Raw genomic sequence first — 26,470 nt, forward strand, 5'->3', positions numbered from 1 at the left:
CTTGCCCGATTTTGTACCTTTAGCGCATGCTTCCTGTCGCTCTCGCCGCTGCCGCCCTCACCGCCGTCATCGGCCCACTGCCCGACCCCAGGCCCTCGTACGGGCATCCGCCGCGCCCCACGAAAGAGGAGCTCACGCTCAGCTACGTGGCCGACGCCGGTTTCGCGATGGCGGTCAAGCTGACCTGCGACCCGCTCGGCGGCGGCCACCCCCGGCCGGCCGAGGCGTGTGCGGCCCTGACCGGCACCGACGCCGACCCGGACCGGATCAAGCCCGCCCACACCGCTTGCATCCTGCTCTACAAGCCGGTCACGGCCCAGCTCAGCGGCATGTGGCAGGGCCGCCCGGTGAGCTGGACGCACCGTTACGGCAACACGTGCGAGATGCGCCGCGCCACGGGAGTGCTGTTCCGGTTCTGAACGGCCGTTACGCTGCCCGTGTGGAAATCGCATCGACACGGACAGCGCGCCCGCTCGTCTCCGCCCGCACCGCTGCCGTCTGGGCCGTGCTGCGGCGCGAGCTGGAACGTCACGCCGGCCGCGAGCTGACCGTGCTCGACGTCGGCGGGGGCACCGGTGGGTTCGCCGTGCCGCTGGCCGAGGCCGGGCACACCGTCACCGTGGTCGACGCCAGCCCCGACGCGCTGGCCGCGCTGACCCGACGCGCCACCGACGCCGGGGTGGCCGGCCGGGTGCGGGCCGTGCAGGGCGACGGGGACGCGCTGGCCGGCCTGGTCGAGCCGGGCCAGGCCGACCTGGTTCTCTGCCACGCCGTGCTCGAGGTCGTCGACGACCCGGCCGGCGTGGTCGCCGCGATCGCCGCCGCGCTGCGCCCCGGGGGAGCGGCCAGTGTGCTGGTGGCCGGCCGAGCCGCGGCCATCCTGGGCCGCGCGATCAACGGGCACCTGCGGGCGGCCACGGCGGTGGCGGCCGATCCCGAGGGCCGGGCGGGCGCCCGCGACACCCTGCGGCGGCGCTACGACGCGGAGAGCGCGGAGGCGCTGCTGGGCTCGGCCGGGCTCACCGTCGAGCAGACCCATGGCGTACGGGTGCTGGCCGATCTTCTGCCCGCGGCCGTCGTCGAGGAGGATCCGCAGGCTCTGCTCGACCTCGAACTGGAGTTGTCGGCCCGGCCGCCGTTCCGCGACATCGCCTCCCAGCTGCATCTGTTCGCCCGCAAGCCGTAGCCCTTTTGCTGGTACGGCCGGCGCCCGCAGATCGGTCGCGCGGGAGCCCGGGACGTGATCGGATGGCCGCGTGACCACCGAGCCACTAGTGGTGCCCGCCGACCATCTGCCCGCGTCCGCCTTCGAGCCGGTGCGGCCCGCCTACGGTTCGCACAGCCTGGCCGACGTGCTGCCCAGCGTGTGCGCGCTGCTCGGGGTCCCCGGCGCCACCGACGTGCTGGGGCTCCGCGACCGCCTCGACGGCGTGAACCGGGTCGGTGTCCTGCTGGTCGACGGGCTCGGCACACATCAGATTCCGGTCATTTCCCCGTACGCTCCCACGGTCGCCGATCTGGCCGCCTCGGCCCGCACCCTGACCACGGGTTTCCCGTCGACCACGCCAGTCAGTCTGGCCACCGTGGGCACGGGGGTGCCGCCCGGCGCGCACGGGATTCTCGGCTTCACCGTGCGGCGGCCCGACGGCCGGACGCTCAACCACATCCTCTGGAAGCACGATCCCGACCCGGCGTCCTGGCAGCCGGTGCCGACCCGCTTCGCCGCCGCCGCCGCGGCCGGAGTCGCGGCCACCGCCGTGAGCAAGCCCGAGTTCGAGGGCAGCGGCCTGACCGTCGCGTCCTACGGCGGCGCCCGGTACGTCGGCGAGACCAGCCTGGCCGCCGACATGACCGCCGCCCTGTCGGCCACCGAGGGCCCCGCCCTGGTCTACGGCTACCACCCCGACCTGGACAAAAAAGGCCACGAGGACGGCGTCGACTCCCCGTCCTGGCGCGAGGCCGCGCGCGGCGTGGACGCCCTGATCGACCAGATCATCCACAACTTGCCACCCCGCGCGGCCCTGCTCGTGATCGCCGACCACGGCCAGCTCAATGTCCCCGCTGACGCACGTTTCGACATGGCCGACATTCCGGATCTGCGCGAGGGCGTAACCGGCGTAGCGGGCGAGCCCCGGGTCCGCTACCTCTACACCGCCCCCGGCGCCCGCGACGACGTGGTGGCCACTTGGCAGGCCGTACTCGGCGACCAGGCCTGGGTGCTGACCCGCGACGAGGCGATCGACGACGGCTGGTTCGGCCCGGTAGCCCCCGGCCACCGCGACCGCATCGGCGACATCGTGGTCATCTGCCAGGGCCGCGCCGTCACCCTGGCCGGCGGCTGGGAACCGCCCGCGGTGGGCCGGCTGATCGCCTACCACGGCTCGGTCACCGCCGCCGAGATGCAGATCCCCTTGTTGATCGCCCACTGACCTGTGTCTTCAGTTCCACGTGACGTGTCAGGTGCGCCGTTCCCTCGCCATGCCGACGGTGGGCCGCGGTGCTGATGTACCGATAAATCCCACCCGACCAGCGCCGATCACCCTCTGCTCCTGGCCGCCGTGATCGCCTACCCGCCACGCGAGTGCTGACGATGCTCTCTTCAGGCTGGCCGGTGCCCACCTCTTACGTGGCCGGGGTCGCCGGGCGATCACTTTCTGCTGGGCGACGACCACTTCGCTCCCACGACCTGCCACACGCCTACCCCGACGGTCAGCCGGTCGGCCACGCCCATCGACCCCGACGGCGCACAATGCGACGCCGGGAGCAGTAAGGGCGGAAACGGCGACGCGCCCGCAAACTGCATCGCCCTCATCCCAGCCACAGGTCAACGAGCGCTGACACGTCTGCTGGGACCTCTCCTCCATGCACATCCAGGCAAGACACGCCAACTGACCTGTGGACAGCCCGCCACTGTGGACAACCGGCCCCCCGCACTTGACACCGGATAGTGTCTCCCCACATCTCCCCGGGCGGGTGGGGGTTAGGGATGGCCGTACAGCGGATTTAGGGCTTATGCCACTTTGTGGTGGTGGAGTGGCGATCTTGTCGGAGGGTCGGGCTAGCCTCCTTCACGTGGGACGTAGCCAGGCTGTGCCGAGGGGGCGCGACCCGCGATTCGGGCCGGGTGCCGATGACGCGGGGTGCACGATCCTGCATGTCGACATGGATGCGTTCTTCGCCTCGGTGGCCGTTCGCGCCCAGCCTGAGCTGCGCGGCAAGCCGGTGATCGTCGGCGGTGTCGGGCCGCGCGGGGTGGTCAGCTCGGCCAGTTACGAGGCTCGCCGGTTCGGGGTCCGCAGCGCGATGCCGACCGCCCGGGCCCGGGCGCTCTGCCCGCGCGGCATCTTCCTGCCCGTTGACGGGCCGGCCATCGGGGCGGCGTCCGAAGCCGTCATGGCGATCTTCCGTGACGTGACCCCGCTGGTCGAGCCGCTTTCGTCCGACGAGGCGTTCCTAGATGTGGCGGGCGCCCAGCGTCTGCTCGGCACCCCGACCGAGATCGCCCGGCTGATCCGCCGCCGTATGCAGTCCGAGCAGCGGCTCACCTGCTCGGTCGGAGTGGCCACGACGAAGTTCGTGGCCAAGCTCGGATCGACCCGGGCCAAACCTGACGGGCTGCTCGTCGTGCCGGCCGGCCTGGTGCTCGACTTTCTGCATCCGCTGCCGGTCGACGCCCTGTGGGGAGTCGGCGAGCGGGCCGCCGAGACGCTGCGCCGGCTGGGCCTCACCACCGTCGGCGAGATCGCGCACGCCCCCGTCGGCATGCTGCGCGGCGCCCTGGGCGAGGCCGCGGCGGTCCATCTGCACGAGCTCTCCTGGGGCCGCGACCCGCGCGGGGTCAGTCCCGAGCGCGAGGAGAAATCGATCGGCGCCGAGATGACCTTCGACGTCGACGTGGCCGATCATGAGGTGCTGCGTAAGAGCCTGCTTGCCCTGGCCGACAAGGTCGGGGCCCGGCTGCGCGCGAGCGGTTTCGTCGGTCGCACGGTGGCGATCAAGGTGCGTCTGGCCGACTTCCGTACGGTGAATCGGTCACGCACGATGCCGACGAGCACCGATGTGGCACGCGAGATCTTCGAGATGTCGTGGTCGCTGTTCACGGCCCTGGGGGCGAGCGAGCATATTCGTCTCGTCGGCGTGCGGGTCGAGGGCCTTACTCCGGCCGCCACGACGTCCCGGCAGCTCAGCCTGGGCGAACCGGAACGGGGCTGGCGTGAGGCGGAAGCGGCCAAGGACGCAGTAATCGCCCGTTTCGGTCGTGCCAGCGTCGGTCCGGCCAGTCTTTTGGGACGAAGCGATCTACGAAGAACCGAAAATCACCCGCACTCGACGGTCGTCCCGCTTTCCGACCCGCCAACCCCCTCGTAGACTTGCTCGGTAAGGCAGCCAACGGCTGTCCCGCGCCACTTACCTTAGTGACACCCCGACCCCGCCTGGGGGGTTGGATTTGCGCCCGGGGAGGAATGCCGTGCCGCTCTCGGAGCACGAGCAGCGGCTGTTCGATCAGATCGAGCGGTCGCTTGCCGAGGACCCTAAGTTCGCCTCGGCTGTGCGGGCCAGCGACCCGCGTTTTCACGCACGGCGCCGGCTGCTGGTCGCCGCGTTCGTCATCGTTCTCGGCCTAGCGCTGGTCGTCTATGGCACGGTCAGCAGCAACACGCCGCTGGGCGTCGCGGGCTTCGTGGTCATGCTGGGGTCCGCCGCTTTCGCGATGCAGTCCCGCCGCAAGAGCTCGGCCCCGACCGATTTGCACGCCGTGGGGGGCACCGCCACCCGTCGCACCCGCCAGACCCGCAAGGCCGGTTTCCTCGACCGCCTGGAGGACCGGTGGCGTCAGCGGCCCGAGGGCCATCGCTGACGTTTCCGCAGACCCGCGGCTGACGACAAGGGCAGCCGCGGATCTCGGCACAACCTAGCCCGGCCGGTCCGGGTGACCACCAATGATGGCGGCCGCGGCCGCCATCGCTCTTTCTTGCGTCCGCCCCCCGGCCGCGCGCCCCGCCGCCGCATGCTTTCTGTCGCGCGCCCGCCCGCCGCCGGTCTGCCGTCCGCAGCCCGCCTGCCGCGCGCTCGCCGCCCACCGCGCCGGCCGCCGTGCCCGCCTGCTGCATGCCGCCCGCCAGCCGCCCGCCTGCGGCTTACTGCTTCTTCCCGCAGCCTGCCCGCGCTTGCCCGCGCCGCTTTGCCCGTTCTTGCTGCCGCATGCCGGCGCCTGCCGCGCCCGTTCTTGGCGTCTTCCCATGTGCGCCCAAGCCACCGCCCGCTCCGATCAGCGGTGTCGACCACCGTTCGGCGAGGCGGGGCGAGGAGAGGCGGGGCTGGGAGAGGCGGGGCTGGGAGAGGCGGGGCTGGGAGAGGCGGGGCTGGGAGAGGCGAGGCTGGGAGAGGCGAGGCTGGGTGAGGTTGGGTGAGGTGGGCTGAGCGCCTGGCCAAAGAAAAATGCCGCCCCCCGATAAGGGGAGCGGCATCTCTCGTTGGACCGGGTGTCAACGGCCCCGGTGGGGGAGCAGCCGACGCGGGCTGAACTTGGCCGCGGCCTCGCGCAACCGCCCGCCCGCGCCGACCATGCGGGCCGAACCCTCGGCGAGGCCCAGCCGCCAGCGCATCAGCACCGACGGTGGCAGCAGGACTGCCGTGAGGCGGGTGCGCCGGTTGGCCGAGCGGGCCAGCCCGCGGCGCACGTGGCCCAGCGCCGCGGTCAGCTCGGCGCCCTCGAACGGCTTGCGCGCGTATCGCGCCCTTTCCTCGGCCGTGCCGAGCAGCGTCGCCGCGGAGGCGGGCTCCTCGAGCAGGACGGCGTCGTTGACCAGCCGCTGGGCGGTGGCCCGGGGCGTCTCGGTCGGGTCGATCGGGATGCGGAAGTCGACCATCGTGTCCATCAGCTCGTCCCACGCCGCGTGCGCGTCGGCTCGATCCTTCACGTTCTCGGACGTGACCACGATGTCTCCGGGCCCGCTGAGCGTGGTGACCTTCGGATTCTTTCCGGCCGTGGCCGCGTGCCGGTGGCGGCGCAGCAGCACCCGCCGCAGCGCCGGAACCAGCAGCAACGCCAGCAGCAGGGCGGACAGGCCGACGATCAGCATGGCCGTGCCGGACATCCCGCCCGAACCGGTGTCGATCGGGCCGGCTGCGGCCTGGTCGTTGAAGTCGGGACGGTCGGGCCGCTCGAGCCCGCCCGACGCCGACGGGTCGGCTCCGGGCGCCGCCTGCGACTCGGCCGCCGTGGGGGCCTGCGTGGGCAGGTCGACGTCCGGCGCGTAGTCGGAGCGGGCCGCGCCGGTCACGCTGGCCGCGGGGGTGGCGTCGAACGGGATCCAGCCGAAGCCGCGCAGGTAGATCTCGGTCCAGGCGTGGGCGTTGCGGTTGGTGATCCGGTACGCGTCGCCGTCGCGCTGACCGCGGGTGAAGCCGAACGCCACCCGGGCCGGGATGCCGGCCTCCCGCGCCATCCAGGCCAGCGCCGCCGCGTACTGCTGGCAGTAGCCGACCTTGGTGTCGAGGAACGCCGCGATCTCGGAGCTGGCCCCGACCGGCTGGGTCGACAGCCGGTAGGTGAAGCCGTTCTTCGAGGAGAAGTACTCGTAGAGGGCCATCATCCGGTCGTACTGGGTGCGCTTGTTCGCGATGAGCCGGTTGACCAGGGCGGTCACCGTGGCGTCGTCGGGGTGCGCGGTGTTGAGCCGCACGATCGGGTCGTCCTGGTTCAACGGCTCGGCCTGCCGCAGCTGGGCCACGGTGGGCCGGGCCCGCACGTAGTCGAACGTGTACGTCAGGCCGCGGGTCGACCGGCGGTTGGAGAAGACCACCTGCTGGTTGTCGTCGAAGTTCCAGCCGGCCTGCAACCCCTCGACCCCCACCGTGTTCTGGTAGGTCGGCAGCATGCCCTGCTGCAGGTCGTCGCTGATCTGCACCTGGGCCCGGTGCTGGACGAAGTTGCTGGTCGCGCTGGAGGTGCGCGGGTCGGGCAGGCCCTGCGTGATGCTCTCGCCGTTGGCCGGCCGGCTGCCGAACCCGTTCGCGGTGAGCTGGTCGGCCACCCCGAACCGCAGGTAGTACGGCGTCTGCTCGTCGGTCCGGAGCCGCACCAGCTCGACCTCGTCGTTGCGGGTCAGCTGGCCGCTCAGCGAGGCGAACAGGTTGATCCGCCCGCCCGAGCCGTTGCCGACGCCCACTCCGACCCCGGAGCCGGTCTGGGTGAGCCGCGAGAGCAGCCCGCCGCTGATCGTGGGGACGAGCAGGGGCAGCAGCACGGCCGCGATGACGCCGACGACGCCGAGGCGGCGCCCGGCCGCGGCCAGCGGCGACGGCTCCCACACGTCGACGTCGCGCCCGTCGCCGGTGAAGCGGCGGCCGAACCGGCGTACGCGGTCGATGTTGTCGCTGACCAGGAGCCAGAGGAAGCCGAAGGCCCCGATGATGAACGGCAGCACCGGCACGCTGTCGACGTAGACCGCGACCGGCACCGAATAGATCGCCAGCATCGGCAGTCCGGCCAGGGCGGGCTTGCGCGCGATCACGGTCAGCAGGTCGACCACGATCGCGACCGAGCCGATGCCGAGCACGGTGACGAACAGCAGTCCCTCCCGGTCGGGCACGGGCACCCCGTACGACCTGGTGTCCTGCCCGGCCTGGGTGAACAGGTCGGCGAAGTGGCCGAACGTGGCCGGCGTCGGGATCAGGAACTCGTGACCGCTCGGGAAGAGCCAGGTCAGCGTGAGCAGCAGGACCACGACCATGCTGAGCGCCTGGGCCCAGGACGGGAACCGGAGGGTCCGGGCGCCGACCGCGGCCCCGGCGATCAGGCCCACCGTGAGCAGGCACTGCATCAGCCACGTGTAGCCGTCGAAGATCGACACGATGGGCGCGGACGCGAGCAGGGTCGCCCCCGCCGCGACGAGCCCGAGACGGCGACGGCCACTCATCGGATCCTCCCGCCCACGGTCTCGGCCATTGCGGCCCGCCAGGCGAAGCCGCTGGAGCCGCGGGCGGCGGCCGGCCACAGCGCGGGCAGCGTCGCCCCGTGCACGACCGGCACCGAACGCCAGCCGCTGTGCACCAGGGCCAGCGCGGCCGCCGAGTGCTCCCGGTCGGATTCCTGCCGCTCGCCGGGGCTCAAGTTGACCCAGGTCGAGCTGTCGATGGCGAAGCCGATGCAGGTGGCGCCGTTGCCGCGCAGGCCGCTCAGCAGCTCGGCCTCGGGCACGGTGAGCGCGCCGAAGATGCCGATCACCAGCCCGCCGTCGGAGCGGCGGCGCACCTGCTCGACCAGCACCGAGATGTCGCCGTTCTGGGACAGTTTCACGTCGGCCAGGGTGTCGAGGATGATGCCCTCACCGGTCGCCTCGGCGGCGTCGATGTCGACGCCCGAGCCGGTGACCAGCCGCAACTTGTAGCCCTGCTGGCGCAGGTGCATCGCGATGCTGGCGGTGGCCGAGACGGCCCACTCGAAGCTGGCGGTCGGGCCCTCGCCGCGGTGGGCGTAGACCCGGGTGTCGAGCACGACCGTGGCCCGGCTCTCCCAGGGCTGCTCCTCGCGGCGCACCATCAGCTCGCCGGTGCGGGCGGTGGACCGCCAGTGCACGCGCCGCAGGTCGTCGCCGCGCCGGTATTCGCGGGTGGCGGCGTCGTCCTCGCCGTGCACGGCCACCGACCGGGCCCGGCTGTCGCCGGTGCCCGCGTATTCGCCCGCCAGCCGGACCACCGGAAGCGTGAACACCTGGGGGATGACGGTGAGGTTGTCGACGCTGGGGAAGGAGCGGGTCAGCTCGCACAGGCCGAACGGGTCGGTCAGCCGGATCACCAGCGGGCCGATCGGGTAGCGGCCGCGCACGTCGGCCCGCACCGTGTAGGCCACGCTGCTGGCCTGGTGCGAGCCCAGCCGCTCGAGCACGACCCGGGGGCGGCTGCCCAGCGCGTACGGCAGCCTGTCCTCCAGGAGCAGGGTGCCGGTGGGCAGGCGGGACATGTTCTGCAGGCGCAGGATCACCCGCGCGCTCGACCCGACCGGCGCGCGGCCCGGGTCGAGCGAGCGGGTGCAGGCCAGCTTGTACCGGCTGCGGCCCACGTACGCCGCGGCCAGCAGCGGCAGGACGGCGAGCAGAACGGCCACCCGCAGCAGGTCACGCTCGCCGAGGATGATCGCGGAGAGGCCCGCCGCCGCGGCCGCCGCGAGGAAGGAACGACCGCGGGTGGTCAGCCCTCGCAAGGCCTCGCGCATGGTCAGTGCCCCCGCGGCTCGTACTGGTTGCCGCCGGCGTTGTTCCGGGTGTCGTACGGCGAGCGGTTGCGGTCGTGCGGCAGCGGCAGCCGGTGCACGATCTCGGACACGATGGCGTCGGTCGTCCGCCGGTTGAGCTGGGCGTCCGCGGTCGGGATGATGCGGTGCGCGAGCACCGGCACGGCCAGCGACTGCAGGTCGTCGGGCAGCACGTAGTCGCGGCCCTCGAGCGCGGCCACGGCCTTGGCCGTGCGGATCAGCTGGAGCGTCGACCGGGGGGACGCGCCGAGACGGATCTCGGGCGCCTCGCGGGTCGCGGTGACCAGGGCGATCGCGTACTGCTGGACGGCCTCGGACGCGTGCACGTCACGCGCCGTGGCGATCAGCCGGCGGACTATGGCGGCGTCGGTGACGGCCCGCAGGTCGTTCAGCGGGTCGTGCGCGCCGTGCCCGCTCAGCATGGCCAGTTCGGCCCGCGGGTCGGGGTAACCCATCGCGATACGCGCGGTGAAGCGGTCGCGCTGCGCCTCGGGCAGAGGGTAGGTCCCCTCCATCTCGATCGGGTTCTGCGTCGCGATCACCATGAACGGCGCCTGCAGCTCGTAGGTCGTCCCGTCGACCGTGACCTGCCGCTCCTCCATGCATTCGAGGAGGGCCGACTGGGTCTTGGGGGACGCCCGGTTGATCTCGTCGCCGACCACCAGGTTGGCGAACACGGCGCCGGGCTTGAACTCGAAGTCGCGCTGCTCCTGGTTGTAGACGCTCACGCCGGTGACGTCGCTGGGCAGCAGGTCGGGCGTGAACTGGATGCGGCGGACGGAACAGTCGATCGAGCGGGCGAGCGCCTTGGCCAGCTTAGTCTTGCCCACGCCGGGCACGTCCTCGATGAGCAGGTGACCCTCGGCCAGCAGAACCGCCAGAGCGAGCCGGACCGTGGCGCTCTTGCCTTCGATGACCTGTTCGATGTTGGTCATGATGGCCTGCGTCGCGGCGCGGAAGTCCTCGTTCGGCATCGGTCCACCGGGCTCGTCCCAGGTCGGGGTTGTCACGGGCCTCCTCCAAGTTGGTGTGCGCGCCCCATCTTCGGCAGCCGGGGCGAAAGGGCAGCGAAAAACTCAGCGCGCCGCCCCGTCACCCACAGGTTAGCCCGATCACAGCAACTCGCCGAGGTCGGCCGTCGGCCTGATTCGACAACCGTCAACCGGACATGGGTATCAGATAGGTAAAGAATCAGACATCGCTCTAGTTATATTTGCCGATGTTGAAGAGCATCAGCCATCGACGGGCCACACAAGTGAGGTGGGGCCGGCGGGGGGTTCGCCCTGCTCGCGGCCGCATCTGAGCCCGATCGAGAGGGGCTGAATTGAGACCGTTATCCGTACCGTCCGCGACCCGGCGGGTGGGGGCGGCAGCCGCGGGGATCGTCCTGCTCGCATCGCTGCTGCCGGCGCAGGCCCAAGCCGCGCCGCTGCCCGGGGCCGTGACCGGAGCGACCGACAGCAAGTCGCAGCGGCGAGCCGACTACGACAGCCGTCAGAACCTGGCCGCCGCGGCGGCCGCGCAACCGACTGCCGCCCTGAGCCGCGCCGTTGTCCCGGCGCCCAGTGCCAACGCGGTCAACACCCTGCGCGACTCGCTCGGGGTGCAGGGGATCGTCGACATCGACCGCGCGACGGGGACCCCGCGCCGGGTGGCGAAGCTCGACGGCTTCCTGACCGGGCCGAGCAACAAGAAGCCGACCAAGATCGCGCTCGACTACATCAAGGCCCACCCCGAGGTGTTCGGCCTCGACGCGGCCGACCTGGCCACCCTCGTGCTGCGCCAGGACTACGTCGACATCGAGGGCACCCACCACCTCAGCTGGGTGCAGGTGTCCGACGGCGTGCCGGTGTTCGGCAACGGCCTCAAGGCGCACGTCACCAAGGACGGCCGGCTCGTGCAGGTCGACGGCTCGCCGCTCAAGTCGCTGCCGTCGAGCGCGGGCGCCGCCAAGGTGTCGGCCACGGCCGCGCGTGCCGCCGCCGTCAAGGACGTGTTCGGCACGTCCACCGCCAAGGTCACCAAGACCGAGGCCGGCAAGACCACCTTCAGCGACAAGGGCAACGTCAAGCAGGTCTGGTTCCAGACCGCCTCGGGCGTGCGCCTGGCCTGGCAGACGATTGCCGTCGACGAGGGTTACGTGCACGTCGTCGACGCGGCCAGCGGTGAGGTGCTCTACCGCAAGAGCACGATCGCCAACGACCGGGCCGACGTGTGGCAGAACTACCCGGGCGCCCCCAAGGGCGGACGCCAGCAGCCGGTCGACGTGACCGCCAAGGGCTGGCTGCCCAACAACGCGCGCGTGCTCAGCGGCAACGTCGCCCACGTCTGGTCGGACGTCAACGACAACGACCTCCCGGACGCCGGCGAAGAGGTCGGCCCCTCCGGCTTGCGCACCTGGAACTACCCCTTCGTGGACTTCAACGAGGAGGTCGGTGGCCTCTGCTCGGACGCGTACCCCTGCTCGTGGGACCCGGAGACGCCCAACTCGTGGCAGACCAACCGCAAGCAGAACGCGGTGCAGCTGCTGACGTTCCTGGGCACCTTCCACGACCACCTCAAGGCCGGTCCGATCGGCTTCACCCGGGCCGCGGGCAACTTTGAGGCCCAGGACGGCGACGCCGTGCAGGGTCAGGCGATGGACGGCGCCAACACGGCGAACGGCCTGCCGGACCCCAACCACACCGACAACGCCAACATGAACACCCCGCCCGACGGCATCCCGCCGGTCATGCAGATGTACCTGCTGAACCCGGGCCCGAGCTCGATCGCCGCCAACACCGGCGACGAGGCCGACGTGGTGTTCCACGAGTACACCCACGGCCTGTCCAACCGCCTGGTGATCGACGCGGACGGCAACTCGACGCTCAGCGATCAGCAGGGCGGCGCGATGGGCGAGGCGTGGAGCGACTTCTACGCCCTGGACTACCTGGAGGCCAAGGGCCTCGAGAAGGACACCGCCAAGCCGGGCGAGATGCTGGTCGGCAAGTACTGGACCGCGGGCGGCACGATCCGTTACGAGGCCGTGGACTGCCCGGTCGGCTCGACCGCGACGCAGTGCGCGGGGACCCCGGGCGCCGGTCCGGGCGGCTTCACCTACGGCGACTACGGCAAGATCTATGCCGGTGGCCCCGAGGTGCACGCCGATGGTGAGATCTGGTCGCAGACCCTGTGGGACCTGCGTCAGGCGGTCGGCAGCAAGACCGTGCAGTCGATCGTGACGCGCGGCATGGAGCTCTCGCCGTCCAACCCGTCCTACCTGGACATGCGCAACTCGATCCTCGCCGCCGACCTGGTCGTCAACAAGGGCAAGAACGCCAAGACGATCTGGAAGGTCTTCGCCAAGCGGGGCATGGGCTACTTCGCCGCCGCCATCGACGGCGACGACTCGCAGCCGGTCGAGGACTTCTCGACGCCGCCGTCGGCCAACACGCCGCGGGGCACCCTCAAGGGCAAGGCGACCGACACCGACACCGGTGCGGCGGTGGCCGGCCTGACCGTCGCCTTCGGCGGCCACGCCTCCGGCTTCGCCGGTGACTACCGGGCCACCACGGCCGCGGACGGCACCTACTCGATCTCGGGCATCATCCCGGGCACGTACGCCAAGGTGTTCGCTCGCGGCGCCGGCTACGACATCGTCGTCAAGACGCTGTCGATCAACTCCGGCACCAAGACCGAGAACTGGTCGGTCCGCAAGGACTGGGCCGCCTCCTCGGGCGGTGGCACGATCCTCAGCTTCACCGGTCCCGACTACACGCCGTTCGGGTGTGGCCCGGGCGAGCTGATCGATCAGTCGCAGACCTCGGGCTGGGGCTCGGACGTGCCCGAGACCGACGCGGGACAGAACGCCGTGATCCGGCTCTCCGGTGCGGTCGACGTCTCCGAGCTCGTGATCAACCCGTCGGCCACCTGTGGTGACGACGAGACCGCCTCGACCGGTGGATACCGCGTCGAGACCTCGGTCGACGGCACGACCTGGGCGGTCGCCGCGAGCGGCAACTTCCCGGCCGGCACCGTCACGCCGACCCCGGTCGCGCTGGCCGCGGGCACGGGCGACGGCATCCAGTTCGTCCGGTACACGATGCTGACCACGCAGGGCCAGGACGCGGGCCTCTGCCCGGCCGGCCAGCCGCCGACAGTCAGCGGCTGCGTGTTCCTCGACAGCACCGAGCTGGCGGTCTACGGACCGGCTGCTTAACAGTCAGGGGTGATACCGGTCGCCGCTCACGGGCGGCGACCGGTATCATGCAACACATGGCTCGGCGTTTCCTGCTTCTTAGCCGGCCGTGCTGATCCCGCTTCCCTAGCGGCCCAGCACGGCGACCCCTCCTGCGTGAGGGGTTTTTTTGTGCCCAGGTTCGAAGAAGCCCCAGCCACCCTTGATGACGAGAAGACGGATGCCGACGATGAGCGAGTCAGAGACCCCGAAGTTCCGCTACACCGCCGCGCTGGCCAACGAGATCGAGCCGCGCTGGCAGGCGTACTGGGCCGAGAACGGGACGTTCCAGGCGCCCAACCCGGCCGGCGATCTGGCCGACCCCACACACCCCCGGGCCGGCGCGCCCAAGCTGCACGTCCAGGACATGTTCCCGTACCCGTCCGGTTCGGGTCTGCATGTCGGGCACCCGCTCGGCTACATCGGCACCGACAGCTACACCCGGTACAAGCGGATGGCCGGTTTCAACGTCCTGCACCCGATGGGCTTCGACGCGTTCGGCCTGCCCGCCGAGCAGTACGCGGTGCAGACCGGCACGCACCCGGCGGTCACCACGGCGGCCAACGTCGAGCGGTACAAGACCCAGCTGCGCCGCCTGGGCCTGGCCTACGACGACCGGCGCTCGTTCGCGACCACCGACCCGGAGTACTACCGCTGGACGCAGTGGATCTTCCTGCAGGTCTTCAACTCCTGGTTCGACCCGGCAATCCGCAAGGCCCGCCCCATCGCGACGCTGATCTCCGCGTACGAGGAAGGGTCGAAGCCCACCCCGGACGGACGGCCCTGGCCGGAGCTGTCGCCGGTCGAACGCCGTCAGCTGATCGACGAGCACCGCCTGGCCTACGTCAGCGAGGCCCCGGTCAACTGGTGCCCCGGCCTGGGCACGGTGCTGGCCAACGAGGAGGTCACGCCCGACGGGCGCAGCGAGCGCGGCAACTATCCGGTGTTCCAGCGCAGCCTGAAGCAGTGGATGATGCGGATCACCGCGTACGGGGACCGCCTGGTCGAGGATCTGGACACGCTGGACTGGCCGGAGCCGGTCAAGCTGATGCAGCGCAACTGGATCGGCCGGTCGCGCGGCGCCCACGTCGACTTCGCGACCTCGACCGGCGACAACATCACCGTCTTCACCACCCGGCCCGACACGCTGTTCGGAGCCACCTACATGGTGCTGGCCCCCGAGCACGAGCTGGTCGACCGGATCGCCCCGCCCGCGTGGCCGAACCGGACGAATCCGAAGTGGTCGGGCGGATATCCGACGCCGGCCGAGGCGATCGCCGCCTATCGGACCGAGGCCGCGGCCAAGACCGACGAGCAGCGCACCGAGGGCAAGGAGAAGACCGGCGTCTTCACCGGCGCGTACGCGACCAACCCGGTCAACGGCGACAGCGTTCCGGTGTTCATCGCCGACTACGTGCTGGCCGGCTACGGCACCGGCGCGATCATGGCGGTGCCCGGCCAGGACGAGCGCGACTGGGCGTTCGCCGAGGTCTTCGAGCTGCCGATCATCCGTACGGTGCAGGCCCCCGACGACTTCGAGGGCGCGTACACCGGCGAGGGCCCGGCCATCAACAGCGACTGGCTGGACGGCAAGGGCGTGGTCGAGGCCAAGGCCGACATGATCACCTGGCTGGAGCAGCACGGGCACGGCCGGGGCGCGACGACGTTCCGCCTGCGGGACTGGCTGTTCAGCCGGCAGCGCTACTGGGGCGAGCCGTTCCCGATCGTCTACGACGAGACCGGCCTGCCGGTGGCGCTGCCCGAGTCGATGCTGCCGGTCGTGCTGCCCGACGTCGACGACTTCTCGCCGCGCACCTTCGACCCGGACGACGCCGGCAGCGAGCCCGAGACCCCGCTGTCCCGCAAGAAGGACTGGGTCAACGTCGAGCTGGACCTGGGCGACGGCCTGAAGTCGTACACCCGCGAGACCAACACCATGCCGCAGTGGGCCGGCTCCTGCTGGTACGAGCTGCGTTACCTGGACCCGCGCAACGAGAAGGCGCTGGTCGACCCGGACAACGAGGCGTACTGGATGGGCCCGCAGCGCGACGGCGACTGCGGCGGCGTCGACCTGTACGTGGGCGGGGTCGAGCACGCCGTGCTGCACCTGCTGTACGCCCGGTTCTGGCACAAGGTCCTGTACGACCTGGGCCACGTCTCGTCGTTCGAGCCGTTCCGCCGGCTGTTCAACCAGGGCTACATCCAGGCGTACGCGTTCCGTGACTCCCGCGGCGTCATCGTGCCCGCCGAGGAGGTCACCGAGCGCGACGGCAAGTACTTCTACGACGGCCAGGAGGTCGTCCGCGAGTACGGCAAGATGGGCAAGTCGCTGAAGAACGTGGTCACGCCGGACGAGATGTGTGAGCAGTACGGCGCGGACACGTTCCGGGTCTACGAGATGGCGATGGGCCCGCTGGACGTCTCCCGCCCGTGGGACACCCGCGCCGTCGTGGGGTCGCAGCGCTTCCTGCAGCGTGTGTGGCGCCTGATCGTCGACGAGGAGACCGGGGCCGTACGCGTCGGGAACGGGCCGCTGGAGCCGGCCGTGCGCAAGCAGCTGCACCGGACGATCGCGGGCGTTCGCGAGGATCTGGACGAGCTGCGGTTCAACACCGCCATCGCGAAGCTGATCGAGCTGACCAACACGCTGACCCCGCTGCCGTCGGCGTCGCGCGAGGCGGTCGAGCCGCTGCTGCTGATGCTGTCCCCGTTCGCGCCGCACATGGCCGAGGAGCTGTGGGGCAAGCTGGGCCACCCGGGCTCGATGGCCTACGCCGACTTCCCGGTGGCCGACCCGGCCCAGCTGGTGGCCGACTCGATCACATATCCGGTGCAGGTCAACGGCAAGGTCAAGGCCCGCGTGGAGGTGTCACCGACGGCGCCCGAGGCCGACGTGCGGGCCCAGGCGCTGACCGCCGTGGCCGAGGCGCTGGCCGGGCGCGAGCCCAAGAAGGTCATCGTCGTCGCCGGCCGCCTGGTCAGCGTCGTCGTCTGACGGCTCTGAAGACAAAGCAGAAGGCCCACCTCGTACGAGGTGGGCCTTCTTGTTCTTACGTACGTCAGGCGGCCGCGGCGGCGGCCTTCTTGGCCGAGCGCTTCCACCAGAAGACGATGCCGGTCGTCAGCGTGAAGCCGATCGCGGCCGGGGCCAGCGACAGCGGGCTCATCTCGCCCGGCTGGACCACGGCCGCGCCGATCACCGCGTACGACACCGCGGACGGGATCGAGGCCAGCGTGGTGCCGAGCAGGTAACGCTTGCGGCAGACGCTGGTGGTGCCGTAGGCGTAGCCGACCAGGCCGAACGGGGCCAGCGGCAGGAAGCGGACCAGCAGCACGGCGGAGAGGCCGCGGCGGTTGAGCCAGCCGTCGAGACGCTCGAGCTTGCCACCCGTACGGGCGGCGAGAGCGCCCCGGCCGACCCAGCGGCCGGCGTAGTAGGTGGCGGCGGCGGCGATGATCGCCGCGGCCAGGGCGGTCGCGGCACCGGTCGCGGCGCCGAGCAGCGCGCCACAGGCCAGCGTGATCGCCGTGCGCGGCACGAGCACCGAGAGCAGCAGACCGCCGATCACCGCGATCGCGACCGCGGCGGCGGGCCCGAGGCTCGCGACCTGGCCGGCGATCTGCGAGAGCGGGAGCGTGGCGGCCGCGACGGCCACGCCGCCGACGACCCCGCCGAGGACGCCGAACCGGACGAGGCGGCGCTTCCACCCCATCGACGCCTGGACCGGAGCTTCCGACTGCGAGGGCTGAGAAACCTGAGAGTCCGCGAGGTTCACGCCCCGCGGGGCGATCAGGATGTCAGTCATGCAGGCGTACCGTCCCTTGTTCGTCGGGTCAGTTGCTGGTCGTGTGCCGGAGCGTCGTGTGCCGGAGCGTCGTGTGCTGGAGCTAAGCGCCGGCGGCCGCGAGTCGTTCGCCCCGCAGTTTGTCGGGCCAGGTGTCGTCGACCGGGGCAAGACTATCCGCGCCGATGGACCAACGCAGTAGCAGATCGGCTATAGCTGGGTTGCGAGCGAGCGCGGGCCCGTGGGAATACGTCCCCAGGATCTTTCCGTGCCACGCTCCCTCGGTCTGGCCGTCGTTGCCCACTCCGGCGGTCACCCGGGCCAGCGGCGCCACCCCGGGGCCGAGGTGCGTACGCCCGCCGTGGTTCTCGAAACCGGACAGCGGGGGCAGGCCCAGCCGCGGGTCGATGTCGCCCCGGATCTCACCGACCGCGCGGGTCTCGCCGCGGTCGGAGTGCAGGTCGAGCAGGCCCAGGCCGGGGCACTTGGCCCCCTTGGCGAAGAACGAGTGACCGAACAACTGGTAACCGGCGCAGATTGCCAGGACGGCCGCGCCCTGGTTGACCGCCCGGTGCAGGCCGCCGTCGTTGATCAGGCGCTGGGCCGCCAGGGCCTGCGGGCCGTCCTCGCCGCCGCCGATCAGATAGATGTCGGCGGTCGAGGGCATCGGCTGGTCGGACCGCACCGAATACGTCTCCACCGGGATGCCCCGCATGGCGGCGCGGCGGGCCAGGATCAGCAGGTTGCCGCGGTCCCCGTACGTCGAGAGCAGGTCCGGATAGATCCAGACGATGCGAAGCACGCTCTCACTCATGGTCTTCCTTCTGTTCTGCGCGGCGGGCCGGCTCAGTTGACACGGTCGAGCACCGCCCGGATGTCCTGGAACGCCGTGTAGTTGGCGATCACCTCGAGGCGGCCCGGCGGCACCGACTGGATCGCCTCCTCGAAAGTCAACACGTGCCGGAACCGGATTCCGTTCACCTCGAGGCGTACGGCGAGGTCGAAGGCGCGGTCCCCGGTGATCAGCACGGGCCGGTCGTGCAGGGGCGAGAAGTCGACGTCGTAGAGCCACGAGGTGTCGAAGCCGTCGGGGTCGCGGGCGTTGATGGAGAGCAGGGTCGGCGCCTGCTCGGCCATGTCGAACGCCTCCAGCCAGCTGGCCGGGTTCTTGGCCAGCAGCAGGCGGATGTTGCGGCCGTCCCGGTCGACCTGCGCGTAACGGCCGGCGATCGAGGCCACGGTGGCCAGCCGGGGGAGCGCCTCGATGGGGCGGACGCCGAACTCGGCCGCGACGGCCAGCGCGGTGGCCGCGTTGCCCAGGTTGACCGTGCCCGGCAGCTGCAGCTTGACCAGGTGCCAGTCGCCGCGCGGGTCGATGACGCCCTCGTCCTCGACGCGCCACTGGGCCTGCGGGCGGCGCAGCGGGCAGCCGGTGCACCACCAGTCGCCGTTGGCCCGCTCGATCGGGTCGCCGCTCTCGGGGCAGACCCACGAGTCGTCCATCCACCGCTGGCCGGCGCTGAACCAGGTGATGTGCGACGAGCCGCGGGCCGCCCACACCACCATCGGGTCGTCGGCGTTGGCGACCACGGCGACATCGGGATGTCCGGCGAGCGCGGTGCGCCACATCTGGGCCATCATCGCGACCTCTTTGGCCCGGTCGAGCTGGTCGCGCGAGAGGTTGAGCAGCGCCACCACGCGCGGGTTGGTCTCGTCGATCACCCGGGCCAGGTAGTGCTCGTCGACCTCGAGCACGGCGAACGGGGTCGCTCCGGCCTTGGCCAGCGCCGACGTGTGCCCGGTGGGCATGTTGGCGCCGAACGAGTTGGTGGCGACCGGGCCAAGCACCCCCAGCGCGGCCGCGGCCAGGCGGGTCGTCGTCGTCTTGCCGTTGGTGCCGGACACCAGCGCGATCGCGCGCCCGGACGCGAGGTGACCCAGCAGATCTGGGTCGATCTTGAGGCCGATCCAGCCGCCGATCACCGAGCCGTCGCCGCGTCCCGCGGCCCTGGAGAGTGCGGCCGCGGTTTTCGACACGGAGGTCGCGACCTTGGCCCGCAGGGGCATTTTCCCGTCCGTCACGGGAGACGAGGTTACCGGACCCGGCTGTTACGTCGAGTTGCCGAGCATCCGGTGGCCGGCGAGCGGCCGGAACACGGCCGGCGAGCATCGAGATCAACCATTCGAAGGAAACCATTTTGGCCGGTGAGAAAGGTTTGAACGGCGGAAGAGTGAAATTGCGGTCTCCGTCACCCGATTGGTGCCGGCCAAATATGTGTTCTGATTCACCCGTAACCTTCAACCCTCGGTAATTCACCAATCACGAGTGGTGATGGCAATTCTTGTCGCCTAGTAACAAATCGGACAGTGGTCAATGTGCCAAATACTCTCTGTTACTGAACCGCTTCCCCCGGGCCGCCGGAAATCGGTGTAGCAAGGTCTGGCCGGCAGCACCCGCTGCCTGACTCGCAACGACCTGGTTCACGCCGAGCCCTGCCCCGGGCCGGTCGACGCGACCACCCGCACCAGAACACCAAGAAGGCATACGGGGGCAGGGACGGGGGAACCATTTCCGGTCCACTCCGCACCACCCGCTCCGGTGGTGACCACGGAGAACCTTGGGGTGAAGTCGCTTTGGCGACCGGGCAAACCTTCCCGCCCGAACCCGACAGCTAACCTCGCAGGCGTGCCGGAGGGATATCTCTACCGTGCACGAAAACAGTTCGAGCCGTGGCCGCCGCAAGGCCGGCGCCGGTGCCGTCGCACTGTCTCTTGGCCTCGGTCTCTGCCTCTGCGCGGGCCAGTTGGTCGCCCCTTCGGCGGCCAGCGCCGCGCCGATCATCACGGCGGCGTCCGCCTCCGCGAAGGTCAAGCCGTCGGTCCGCAGCTCCATCTCCACCCGGAGCGTGACCTTCGGCGGCAAGATCAAGGTCACCGCGAAGTACATCAACCCGGCCAACGGCAAGGTGATCACTTCGGGCACCGTCCGCCTGCAGGCGCTCCGCAAGAGCAAGTGGGTCAACCTGTCGGCCAAGACGCTGGGCAAGACCGGCACCGTCACGCTGACCGGCGAGCCGCACGTCAGCGGGTCCGTCCGGGCCTACTACGTGGGCACCCCGACCTACAAGGCGGTGGCCGGCGGCAAGTTCTCGGTGACCGTCAAGCCGAAGTCGGCGCCTGTACGGACCAGGATCATCAACGAAGCCAAGAAGCACGTCGGATCGCTGTACAAGTACGGCGCGTCCGGCCCGTCCCGCTTCGACTGCTCGGGCTACACGATGTGGGTCTACAAGAAGGCTGCCGGTAAGAAGCTTCCCCACAAGGCCAACTCGCAGCAGAAGTACGGCAAGTCGGTCGCCAAGGGCAGCAAGCAGATCGGCGACCTGATCATCTTCCGCAACGGCTCGTACGGTTACCACGCCGGCATCTACGCCGGCAGCGGTTACATGTACGACTCCCCGCACACCGGCGCGCGGGTGTCGAAGCGCAAGATGATCGGCTCCAACTACGTGGTTCGCCGTCTGGTCTGACGAGCCTGACTCGGCGGGACGTGCCCGGTTCGGGTGCGTCCCGCTGTCACGCTCTCGTCTTTCCCGTACGCGGCAAGCCCGCCCTGATCCCCGTTGCCCGCCCCTGCGGCGAGGCTTGCCCCTTCGCTCGTCCCCGGACGCCGGGCCGCCCCACGCGGCCCGGCGTTCCTGCATGTCCGGCCCTATATAGAAGGCCCCGCTCCACCGCGACCCCCCTGCGTCCTCCACTTTCCTCCCCGGAGGGGGTTGACATCGTGGTCGTCTGGGCGGTTCGGGCGTGTTTGAGGGGGTTCTTGACAGGGTGGCCGGGAGGATGTCGGAAACCGGACGTGGTTGATCATGCTCGGGCCCTCCACTTCCGCCCCACCTCGTTGAGCTGGGGTTTCGTCTGCGAATCGGCTTCGCGACCCCGCTCATTCGGCTTGCGGGTGGAGGGAAGTGGAGTAGAGTGGAGCGCAGTGGCAGGGCCGAAGTCGAACAGACCTGAGGGGCCTGCCGGCCCGAGTTGACAGGCGGACCGCGAACCGCCCGGGGCAGGGGGTAGGGGCCGATGTTTCTCGGCACGCATACCCCACGCCTCGACGACAAGGGGCGGCTGATCCTTCCGGCGAAGTTCCGTGATGAGCTGGCGGGAGGTGTCGTGATCACCAAGGGGCAAGAACGCTGCCTGTACGTGTTCCCGATGCCGGAGTTCCAGCGCATCGCCGGTCAGCTGCGGGAAGCACCGGTGACCAACAAGGCCGCACGGGCCTACAGCCGGGTCTTCTTCGCCAGCGCGCATGACGAGGTCCCCGACAAGCAGGGGCGGGTCACCATTCCCGGCCACTTGCGGGAATACGCGGCGCTGGACCGTGAGCTCGTCGTCATCGGCGCGAGCACCCGGGTGGAGATCTGGGACAAGCAGGCCTGGGAGGACTACCTCGCGGCGAGCGAAGACGAGTTCGCCGACATCGAGGAGGGGGTGCTGCCCGGCGGACTGTAGGCACGGCACTCGACTGGGCCCGCGAAGGCCCGGACGCTGCTGCTTCCGTACTGCGAGATCTCCAGCCGCTCCCGCTCCTGGCGCCTCTTCCCCGGCGCCAGGCGCGTGTCCGGCCAAGGGCGAGCCCGAATGGCAACGGGCACGAGCGGATGGGGATCTGGCGGTACGGGCGGGCGTCCGGGAAACGCCGCGGAACGGGTGACGTACGCGGGCGTCGGCACGAACAACCGGCAGGTCGGTGCCGGGCAGGGCGCGCGTGACAGTCGGGGTGGGGCGATGGGGGTCGACATGGGGGAGCTGCGCGGCACGCATGTGCCGGTGCTGCTCGAGCGCTGCCTCGAGCTGCTCGACCCCGCGCTGCGGCTGCCGGGCGCCGTGCACGTCGACTTCACGCTGGGTCTGGGCGGTCACGCCGAGGCGGTCCTCGAGCGTTATCCGGACGTGGTCCTGATCGGACTCGACCGCGACACCGAGGCCCTGGCGCACTCGCGGCGCCGTCTCGAGCGGTTCGGCGAGCGGGCCCGGCTGGTGCACGCGGTCTACGACGAGCTGCCCCGGGTTCTCCACGAGCTCGGCCTGGCCGCGTTCCACAGTGGGCTGTTCGATCTGGGTGTCTCGTCGCTGCAGCTCGACGAGGCCGATCGCGGTTTCGCGTACGCCCAGGACGCCCCGCTCGACATGCGGATGGACCAGACCTCGGGCATCACCGCCGAGCAGGTGGTGAACGACTACGAGCCGGGCGACCTGGTCCGGATCCTGCGGGCGTACGGCGAGGAGAAGTTCGCGCCGCGGATCGTCTCGTCGATCGTGCGCGAGCGGCAGAAGGGCCGGCTCACCTCGACGGCGCGGCTGGCCGACCTGGTCAAGGCCGCGATTCCGGCCGCCGCGCGGCGAACGGGTGGAAATCCCGCCAAAAGAACGTTTCAGGCGTTACGTATTGAGGTAAATGGCGAACTCGCCACGCTCGAGGCCGCCGTTCCGGCGGCCTTGGATGCCTTGGCCCCGAAAGGGCGCCTTGTGGTGATGAGCTACCAATCTTTGGAGGACCGCATCGTCAAACGCGCCCTCACGGCGAGGACGCGGAGCACCGGGCCGATCGATCTGCCGGTCGAGCTGCCCGGGACGGGTCCGACACTGCGGCTGCTGACAAGGGGGTCGGAGCCGCCCAGCGAGCAAGAGGTCATGGCCAACCCGCGAGCGGCTTCGGTCAAGCTGCGCGCGGTCGAGCGCATCGAGCGCGACGGAACAGCAACACCCGGGGCCGCCCGCGAACGGCCCCGAATGACTACAACGCACGGGGGACAAGGGCGGTTACGCCCGGGGGAACGTGAAGAGGGGGAGGGGAAAGCATGAGCGAGCGCACCCACGCGCCGCGGTCGGGGGGCCGGGCCGCGGAAGAGCGACGTCCGGCCACCGGACGGCGCGAGACCGGGTCGAGCCGCGATGCGGACGCCCCGGGAAGTGCCGGCCGGGGGGCGCGGCACTTCGCCGGAGCCGAGGACGAGCGGGAACGCCCGTCCGACACGCGCCGGTCAGGGACCCGGAGCCGGGACGACGCGCGGCCGGCGGCCGACGCGCGCCGGGAGCGGGACGAGCGACGTTCCGCACGGGACGACCGGCCGGACCGCACCAGCCGCACGAGCCACGAGCGCGGCCCGCGCGACACCGAGGGGGTGCGGGCCGCGCGCACACCGGGCGTCCGCGCGACTCGTGACACCGAGGGCGTGCGGAGCCGCGGCGCCGGTCCGGGCCGCGACCGCAAGCCCGTCGTGCCCGGCCGGGGCGGCCGCAAGGTCGAGGCCCCGGTCGACGGCGCCGCCGCGCTGCAGATCGAGGTGACCGCCGAGCCGCTGCGCACGACGCCGGACAAGCCGGCCGCGCCGCGCCTGCGGGTCGCCCCGCCGCCACCGATCCACGGTGGACCGCGGGCCCCGTTCGTCGCGGGCGTGATCGGTGTGGTGATCGTCGGGGTGCTCGGCATCCTGCTGATCAACACGAAGACCAACGAGAACTCGTTCCGCATCGCCGACCTGCAGAACCAGAACAGCGCGCTGGAGAACCAGCGGCAGGATCTCGACAACCAGCTGGTCGAGGCGTCGAGCATCGGCAACCTGGACGCCGCGGCCCGCCGGCTCGGCCTGGTGCGGGCCGACATTCAGGACGTGGCCCAGCTGCGGCTGCCCGACGGCAAGATCATTCGGGTGCCGAAGCCGGTGCGGGGCACGCCCTCGATCACCCAGCCCGACGTGGTGACCGACAAGGGCGGCGAGAACATCTCGCCCGCCGGCGGCACGGGACGGTAGCCACCCATGCCGCCGCGAGCCGACGACACTCCACCGCGCCGGGGCACTCAGCCCCGGCGCGGTACGTCTCGTGACCTGCCCATCGAGGAAGACGAGACGGGGAAGCAGAGCCGCGGGTTCGGCGGCATCGGCGACGCGCGGGCCTACACCCCGCGCGGCCGCACTGTGGCCGAACGCGACCAGCGCACCCGCTCGCCGCGGGCCGCGCGCAACTCCGATCCGTTCCGGCCCGCGCTGCAGGTGCTCGACGGCGGTCAGCCGCCGCGCCGCGGCCGCCCGGCGCCGGAGGAACCGATCGGCCGGCCCGAACGGAAGACGCCGGAGAAGAAGCAGCCTCCGCGCAGCCGGCGTCCGGAGATCGAGGACGACGACGAGGACGAGATCCGTCCCGCGCGCCGGACCGGCGGGCGGGTTGTCGCCGACCGCGAACGGGCCCGGACGACGGCGGCCAAGCCGGCGCGCACGACCGCGGCCAAGCCGGCCCGGACGACCGCGGCCAAGCCGGCCCGCACGGGTCGCCCGGCGGCCCCACCGCGTACGGGAAAAGCAGCCGGAGCCCGGCGGACCGTGAGTGGACCGCGGGTCGACCGCGCCGTCCGCGCGGTCGCGGCCGAACCGCCCCGCCTGGCCAACAGCACCCGGCGGCTGCGGATCGGCGCCGTCGTCGCGCTGTCGCTGTTCGCCATGATCGGCGTCCGGCTGGTGGTCCTGCAGGTGGCGGCGTCGCCCGAGGACGCGAAGCGGCTGGTCGCCCTGCGCAAGGACCGGCTGGCCGAGGTGCGCCTGCCCGCCCCGCGCGGCAGCATCGTCGACCGCAACGGCACCGTGCTCGCGCACAGCGTCGAGGCGCGGTTCGTGGGCGCCGACCCCGTGCTGATCAAGGACCCGGTGAACACCGCGGCCATCCTCAGCCCGATCATCGGCGTCCCGCAGTCCAAGCTCGTGCCGCTGATGACGCCGCACAAGCGGCCCGGCGGTGGCGACGCCCGCTTCGAGTTCCTGAAGCAGGGTGTCGACGTCTCGGTCGGCGACCGGATCGCGGCGATGAAGCTGCCCGGCATCGTGGTCAAGGAGGACGAGCGGCGCGACGTGCCGAACGCCGACCTGGCGGCCAACCTGATCGGCTTCACCGGCGCCGACAACTCCGGCCTGGAAGGACTCGAGGCCCGCTACGACTCGCTGCTGCGCGGCGCCGACGGGGAACGGCAGTTCGAGATCGGCAAGGGCGACCTGAACAAGCCGATCCCGGGCGGGTTCGAGAAGTACACCGAGCCCCAGCCGGGCACCTCGCTGCAGCTGACCATCGACAGCAAGCTGCAGTACGAGGTGCAGCGCATCCTGGCCGAGCAGAGCAAGAAGACCAAGGCGACCATGGCCGGCGCCGTGGTGATCGACGTGAAGACCGGCGAGGTGCTGGCCCAGGCGAGTTACCCGCCCTACAACGCCGCCAAGCCGGGCGAGTCCACCCCGACCGAGCGCGAGGACGTGCCGAGCAGCATCGTGGCCGACCCCGGATCGGTGCACAAGGCCTTCATCTTCGGCGCGGCGCTGCAGGAGGGGCTGATCAAGCCGGATTCGGTGCTGACCATCGGACCGGCCCTGGAGCGCGGCGGATACCGCTTCCAGGACGGCCACATGCAGCCCAAGGGCACCAAGATGACGATGCCGGGGCTGCTGGCCTATTCGTCCAACGTGGGCACCATCCTGATCGCCGACATGCTGGGCAAGCAGAAGGTCTACGAGTACCAGCAGAAGTTCGGGCTGGGCAAGGCGACCAACGAGGGCATGCCGGGCGAGGCCGAGGGACGCATCCTCACGCCCGACGAGTGGAGCGGCTCGGCGTCGGGCTCGGTGCCGATCGGCATGAGCGTGGACGCCACGCTGGTGCAGATGGCGGCCGGCTACGCGGCGATCGCGAACGACGGCACGTACATCCAGCCGCGCCTGATCAAGTCGATGATCTCGGGCAAGGACGGCAAGGTCACCGAGGCCGCCCCGCCCGCGACGCACAAGGTGCTCGACCCGCCCGCGGCGGCGCAGGTGCGCAGCTGGATGGAGGCCGTGGTCGACAACAAGGGCGCGACCGGCACCCAGGCCGCCGTCCCGGCGTATCGCGTGGCCGGCAAGACCGGCACCGGCAAGCGGCTCATCGACGGGCAGTACACGAGCGCCAACTACGGCTCGTTCATCGGCATGGCGCCGGCCGAGAACCCGCGGTTCGTCATCGCGGTGTCGGCCGACGTTCCGGTGGGCACCGGTGGCGACGTGGCAGCCCCGGCGTTCGCCAAGATGATGTCGTACGCGCTCCTGCACTACCGGGTGCCGCCGTCCTCGACGCCGGCGCCGAAGTTCAAGATCCATCCATGACCCTCTGCATGGCGTTTTCCGCGCCGAGCCG

General features: G+C 71.0%; 18 protein-coding genes and 1 riboswitch. Of the genes, 12 read left to right on the plus strand and 6 right to left on the minus strand.

The window, feature by feature from the left end; translation table 11 throughout:
• Positions 1 to 26 precede the first annotated feature (26 nt).
• The 5 genes from ACZ3I4_RS38315 to ACZ3I4_RS38335 all read left to right on the plus strand — a co-directional run bounded on the left by ACZ3I4_RS38315 (position 27) and on the right by ACZ3I4_RS38335 (position 4,858).
• A complete protein-coding gene (locus ACZ3I4_RS38315; RefSeq protein WP_465387008.1) occupies positions 27 to 419 on the plus strand; it encodes an SSI family serine proteinase inhibitor in 393 nt (130 codons plus the stop codon).
• A gap of 20 nt (positions 420 to 439) precedes the next feature.
• Positions 440 to 1,186, plus strand: coding sequence for a methyltransferase domain-containing protein (locus tag ACZ3I4_RS38320; RefSeq protein ID WP_465387009.1), 747 nt, complete (start codon positions 440 to 442; stop codon positions 1,184 to 1,186).
• 70 nt (positions 1,187 to 1,256) lie between these two features.
• On the plus strand, positions 1,257 to 2,429 hold the full coding sequence (locus ACZ3I4_RS38325; protein ID WP_465387010.1) for an alkaline phosphatase family protein: 1,173 nt from the start codon (positions 1,257 to 1,259) through the stop codon (positions 2,427 to 2,429).
• 643 nt (positions 2,430 to 3,072) lie between these two features.
• Positions 3,073 to 4,368, plus strand: a complete 1,296-nt coding sequence (gene dinB / locus ACZ3I4_RS38330) for a DNA polymerase IV (RefSeq protein ID WP_465387011.1) — start codon at positions 3,073 to 3,075, stop codon at positions 4,366 to 4,368.
• Positions 4,369 to 4,468: 100 nt separating this feature from the next.
• Entirely contained in the window at positions 4,469 to 4,858 is a 390-nt protein-coding gene (locus ACZ3I4_RS38335) for a DUF3040 domain-containing protein (RefSeq protein ID WP_465387012.1), read from the plus strand.
• Between the two features lie 628 nt (positions 4,859 to 5,486).
• Here the strand turns inward: ACZ3I4_RS38335 and ACZ3I4_RS38340 are convergent.
• From ACZ3I4_RS38340 to ACZ3I4_RS38350, 3 genes are read right to left on the minus strand one after another with little or no spacing between them, the layout of a single operon-like run.
• Positions 5,487 to 7,922 (minus strand): transglutaminase TgpA family protein, encoded by a 2,436-nt coding sequence (locus ACZ3I4_RS38340; protein ID WP_465387013.1) that lies wholly within the window; start codon positions 7,920 to 7,922, stop codon positions 5,487 to 5,489.
• Complete coding sequence (locus tag ACZ3I4_RS38345; RefSeq protein ID WP_465387014.1) at positions 7,919 to 9,217, minus strand: DUF58 domain-containing protein; 1,299 nt, start codon at positions 9,215 to 9,217, stop codon at positions 7,919 to 7,921. The genes ACZ3I4_RS38340 and ACZ3I4_RS38345 overlap by 4 nt, the downstream gene beginning before the upstream one ends.
• Positions 9,218 to 9,219: 2 nt before the next feature.
• Positions 9,220 to 10,266, minus strand: coding sequence for an AAA family ATPase (locus ACZ3I4_RS38350; protein ID WP_465387015.1), 1,047 nt, complete (start codon positions 10,264 to 10,266; stop codon positions 9,220 to 9,222).
• Positions 10,267 to 10,616: 350 nt separating this feature from the next.
• Between ACZ3I4_RS38350 and ACZ3I4_RS38355 the strand changes: the two genes are divergently transcribed.
• Both ACZ3I4_RS38355 and leuS read left to right on the plus strand, forming a co-directional pair.
• Entirely contained in the window at positions 10,617 to 13,454 is a 2,838-nt protein-coding gene (locus ACZ3I4_RS38355) for a M36 family metallopeptidase (RefSeq protein ID WP_465387016.1), read from the plus strand.
• A 184-nt stretch (positions 13,455 to 13,638) separates the two neighbouring features.
• On the plus strand, positions 13,639 to 16,467 hold the full coding sequence (gene leuS / locus ACZ3I4_RS38360; protein ID WP_465387017.1) for a leucine--tRNA ligase: 2,829 nt from the start codon (positions 13,639 to 13,641) through the stop codon (positions 16,465 to 16,467).
• Between the two features lie 64 nt (positions 16,468 to 16,531).
• On the opposite strand, the gene ACZ3I4_RS38365 is transcribed toward leuS, so the two are convergent.
• The 3 genes from ACZ3I4_RS38365 to ACZ3I4_RS38375 all read right to left on the minus strand — a co-directional run bounded on the left by ACZ3I4_RS38365 (position 16,532) and on the right by ACZ3I4_RS38375 (position 19,324).
• The gene (locus tag ACZ3I4_RS38365; protein ID WP_465387018.1) at positions 16,532 to 17,278 is read right to left on the minus strand and encodes a TVP38/TMEM64 family protein; all 747 of its coding nucleotides are present in this window, start codon (positions 17,276 to 17,278) and stop codon (positions 16,532 to 16,534) included.
• 82 nt (positions 17,279 to 17,360) lie between these two features.
• Complete coding sequence (locus ACZ3I4_RS38370; protein ID WP_465387019.1) at positions 17,361 to 18,071, minus strand: type 1 glutamine amidotransferase; 711 nt, start codon at positions 18,069 to 18,071, stop codon at positions 17,361 to 17,363.
• Positions 18,072 to 18,103: 32 nt separating this feature from the next.
• Positions 18,104 to 19,324 carry a MurT ligase domain-containing protein gene (locus ACZ3I4_RS38375; RefSeq protein WP_465387068.1) on the minus strand — a complete coding sequence of 407 codons (1,221 nt, stop codon included), beginning with the start codon at positions 19,322 to 19,324 and terminating at the stop codon, positions 18,104 to 18,106.
• Positions 19,325 to 19,778: 454 nt separating this feature from the next.
• A riboswitch (cyclic di-AMP (ydaO/yuaA leader) is annotated at positions 19,779 to 19,959 on the plus strand.
• Between the two features lie 6 nt (positions 19,960 to 19,965).
• Here ACZ3I4_RS38375 and ACZ3I4_RS38380 point away from each other — a divergent pair.
• The 5 genes from ACZ3I4_RS38380 (at position 19,966) to ACZ3I4_RS38400 (ending at position 26,439) form a co-directional block, all read left to right on the plus strand.
• On the plus strand, positions 19,966 to 20,787 hold the full coding sequence (locus ACZ3I4_RS38380; RefSeq protein WP_465387020.1) for a C40 family peptidase: 822 nt from the start codon (positions 19,966 to 19,968) through the stop codon (positions 20,785 to 20,787).
• A gap of 550 nt (positions 20,788 to 21,337) precedes the next feature.
• Positions 21,338 to 21,769 carry a division/cell wall cluster transcriptional repressor MraZ gene (mraZ, locus tag ACZ3I4_RS38385; RefSeq protein ID WP_465387021.1) on the plus strand — a complete coding sequence of 144 codons (432 nt, stop codon included), beginning with the start codon at positions 21,338 to 21,340 and terminating at the stop codon, positions 21,767 to 21,769.
• A gap of 288 nt (positions 21,770 to 22,057) precedes the next feature.
• Positions 22,058 to 23,122 carry a 16S rRNA (cytosine(1402)-N(4))-methyltransferase RsmH gene (gene rsmH / locus ACZ3I4_RS38390; RefSeq protein ID WP_465387069.1) on the plus strand — a complete coding sequence of 355 codons (1,065 nt, stop codon included), beginning with the start codon at positions 22,058 to 22,060 and terminating at the stop codon, positions 23,120 to 23,122.
• Positions 23,119 to 24,072 (plus strand): cell division protein FtsL, encoded by a 954-nt coding sequence (gene ftsL / locus ACZ3I4_RS38395; protein ID WP_465387022.1) that lies wholly within the window; start codon positions 23,119 to 23,121, stop codon positions 24,070 to 24,072. The genes rsmH and ftsL overlap by 4 nt, the downstream gene beginning before the upstream one ends.
• A 6-nt stretch (positions 24,073 to 24,078) precedes the next feature.
• Positions 24,079 to 26,439, plus strand: coding sequence for a peptidoglycan D,D-transpeptidase FtsI family protein (locus ACZ3I4_RS38400; protein ID WP_465387023.1), 2,361 nt, complete (start codon positions 24,079 to 24,081; stop codon positions 26,437 to 26,439).
• Positions 26,440 to 26,470: the final 31 nt, after the last annotated feature.

It is taken from the genome of Actinoplanes sp. NPDC021490 (assembly GCF_055562135.1).

What these genes read in the sequence shown, in the direction of transcription:
- ACZ3I4_RS38375 (WP_465387068.1), bottom strand. Translation starts at nt 19,324, where the DNA reads ATGCCCCTGCGGGCCAAGGTCGCGACCTCCGTGTCGAAAACCGCGGCC.
- ACZ3I4_RS38345 (WP_465387014.1), bottom strand. Translation starts at nt 9,217, where the DNA reads ATGCGCGAGGCCTTGCGAGGGCTGACCACCCGCGGTCGTTCCTTCCTC.
- rsmH (WP_465387069.1), top strand. Translation starts at nt 22,058, where the DNA reads ATGGGGGAGCTGCGCGGCACGCATGTGCCGGTGCTGCTCGAGCGCTGC.
- ACZ3I4_RS38400 (WP_465387023.1), top strand. Translation starts at nt 24,079, where the DNA reads ATGCCGCCGCGAGCCGACGACACTCCACCGCGCCGGGGCACTCAGCCC.
- mraZ (WP_465387021.1), top strand. Translation starts at nt 21,338, where the DNA reads ATGTTTCTCGGCACGCATACCCCACGCCTCGACGACAAGGGGCGGCTG.
- ACZ3I4_RS38365 (WP_465387018.1), bottom strand. Translation starts at nt 17,278, where the DNA reads ATGACTGACATCCTGATCGCCCCGCGGGGCGTGAACCTCGCGGACTCT.
- leuS (WP_465387017.1), top strand. Translation starts at nt 13,639, where the DNA reads ATGACGAGAAGACGGATGCCGACGATGAGCGAGTCAGAGACCCCGAAG.
- ACZ3I4_RS38315 (WP_465387008.1), top strand. Translation starts at nt 27, where the DNA reads ATGCTTCCTGTCGCTCTCGCCGCTGCCGCCCTCACCGCCGTCATCGGC.
- ftsL (WP_465387022.1), top strand. Translation starts at nt 23,119, where the DNA reads ATGAGCGAGCGCACCCACGCGCCGCGGTCGGGGGGCCGGGCCGCGGAA.
- ACZ3I4_RS38370 (WP_465387019.1), bottom strand. Translation starts at nt 18,071, where the DNA reads ATGAGTGAGAGCGTGCTTCGCATCGTCTGGATCTATCCGGACCTGCTC.
- ACZ3I4_RS38340 (WP_465387013.1), bottom strand. Translation starts at nt 7,922, where the DNA reads ATGAGTGGCCGTCGCCGTCTCGGGCTCGTCGCGGCGGGGGCGACCCTG.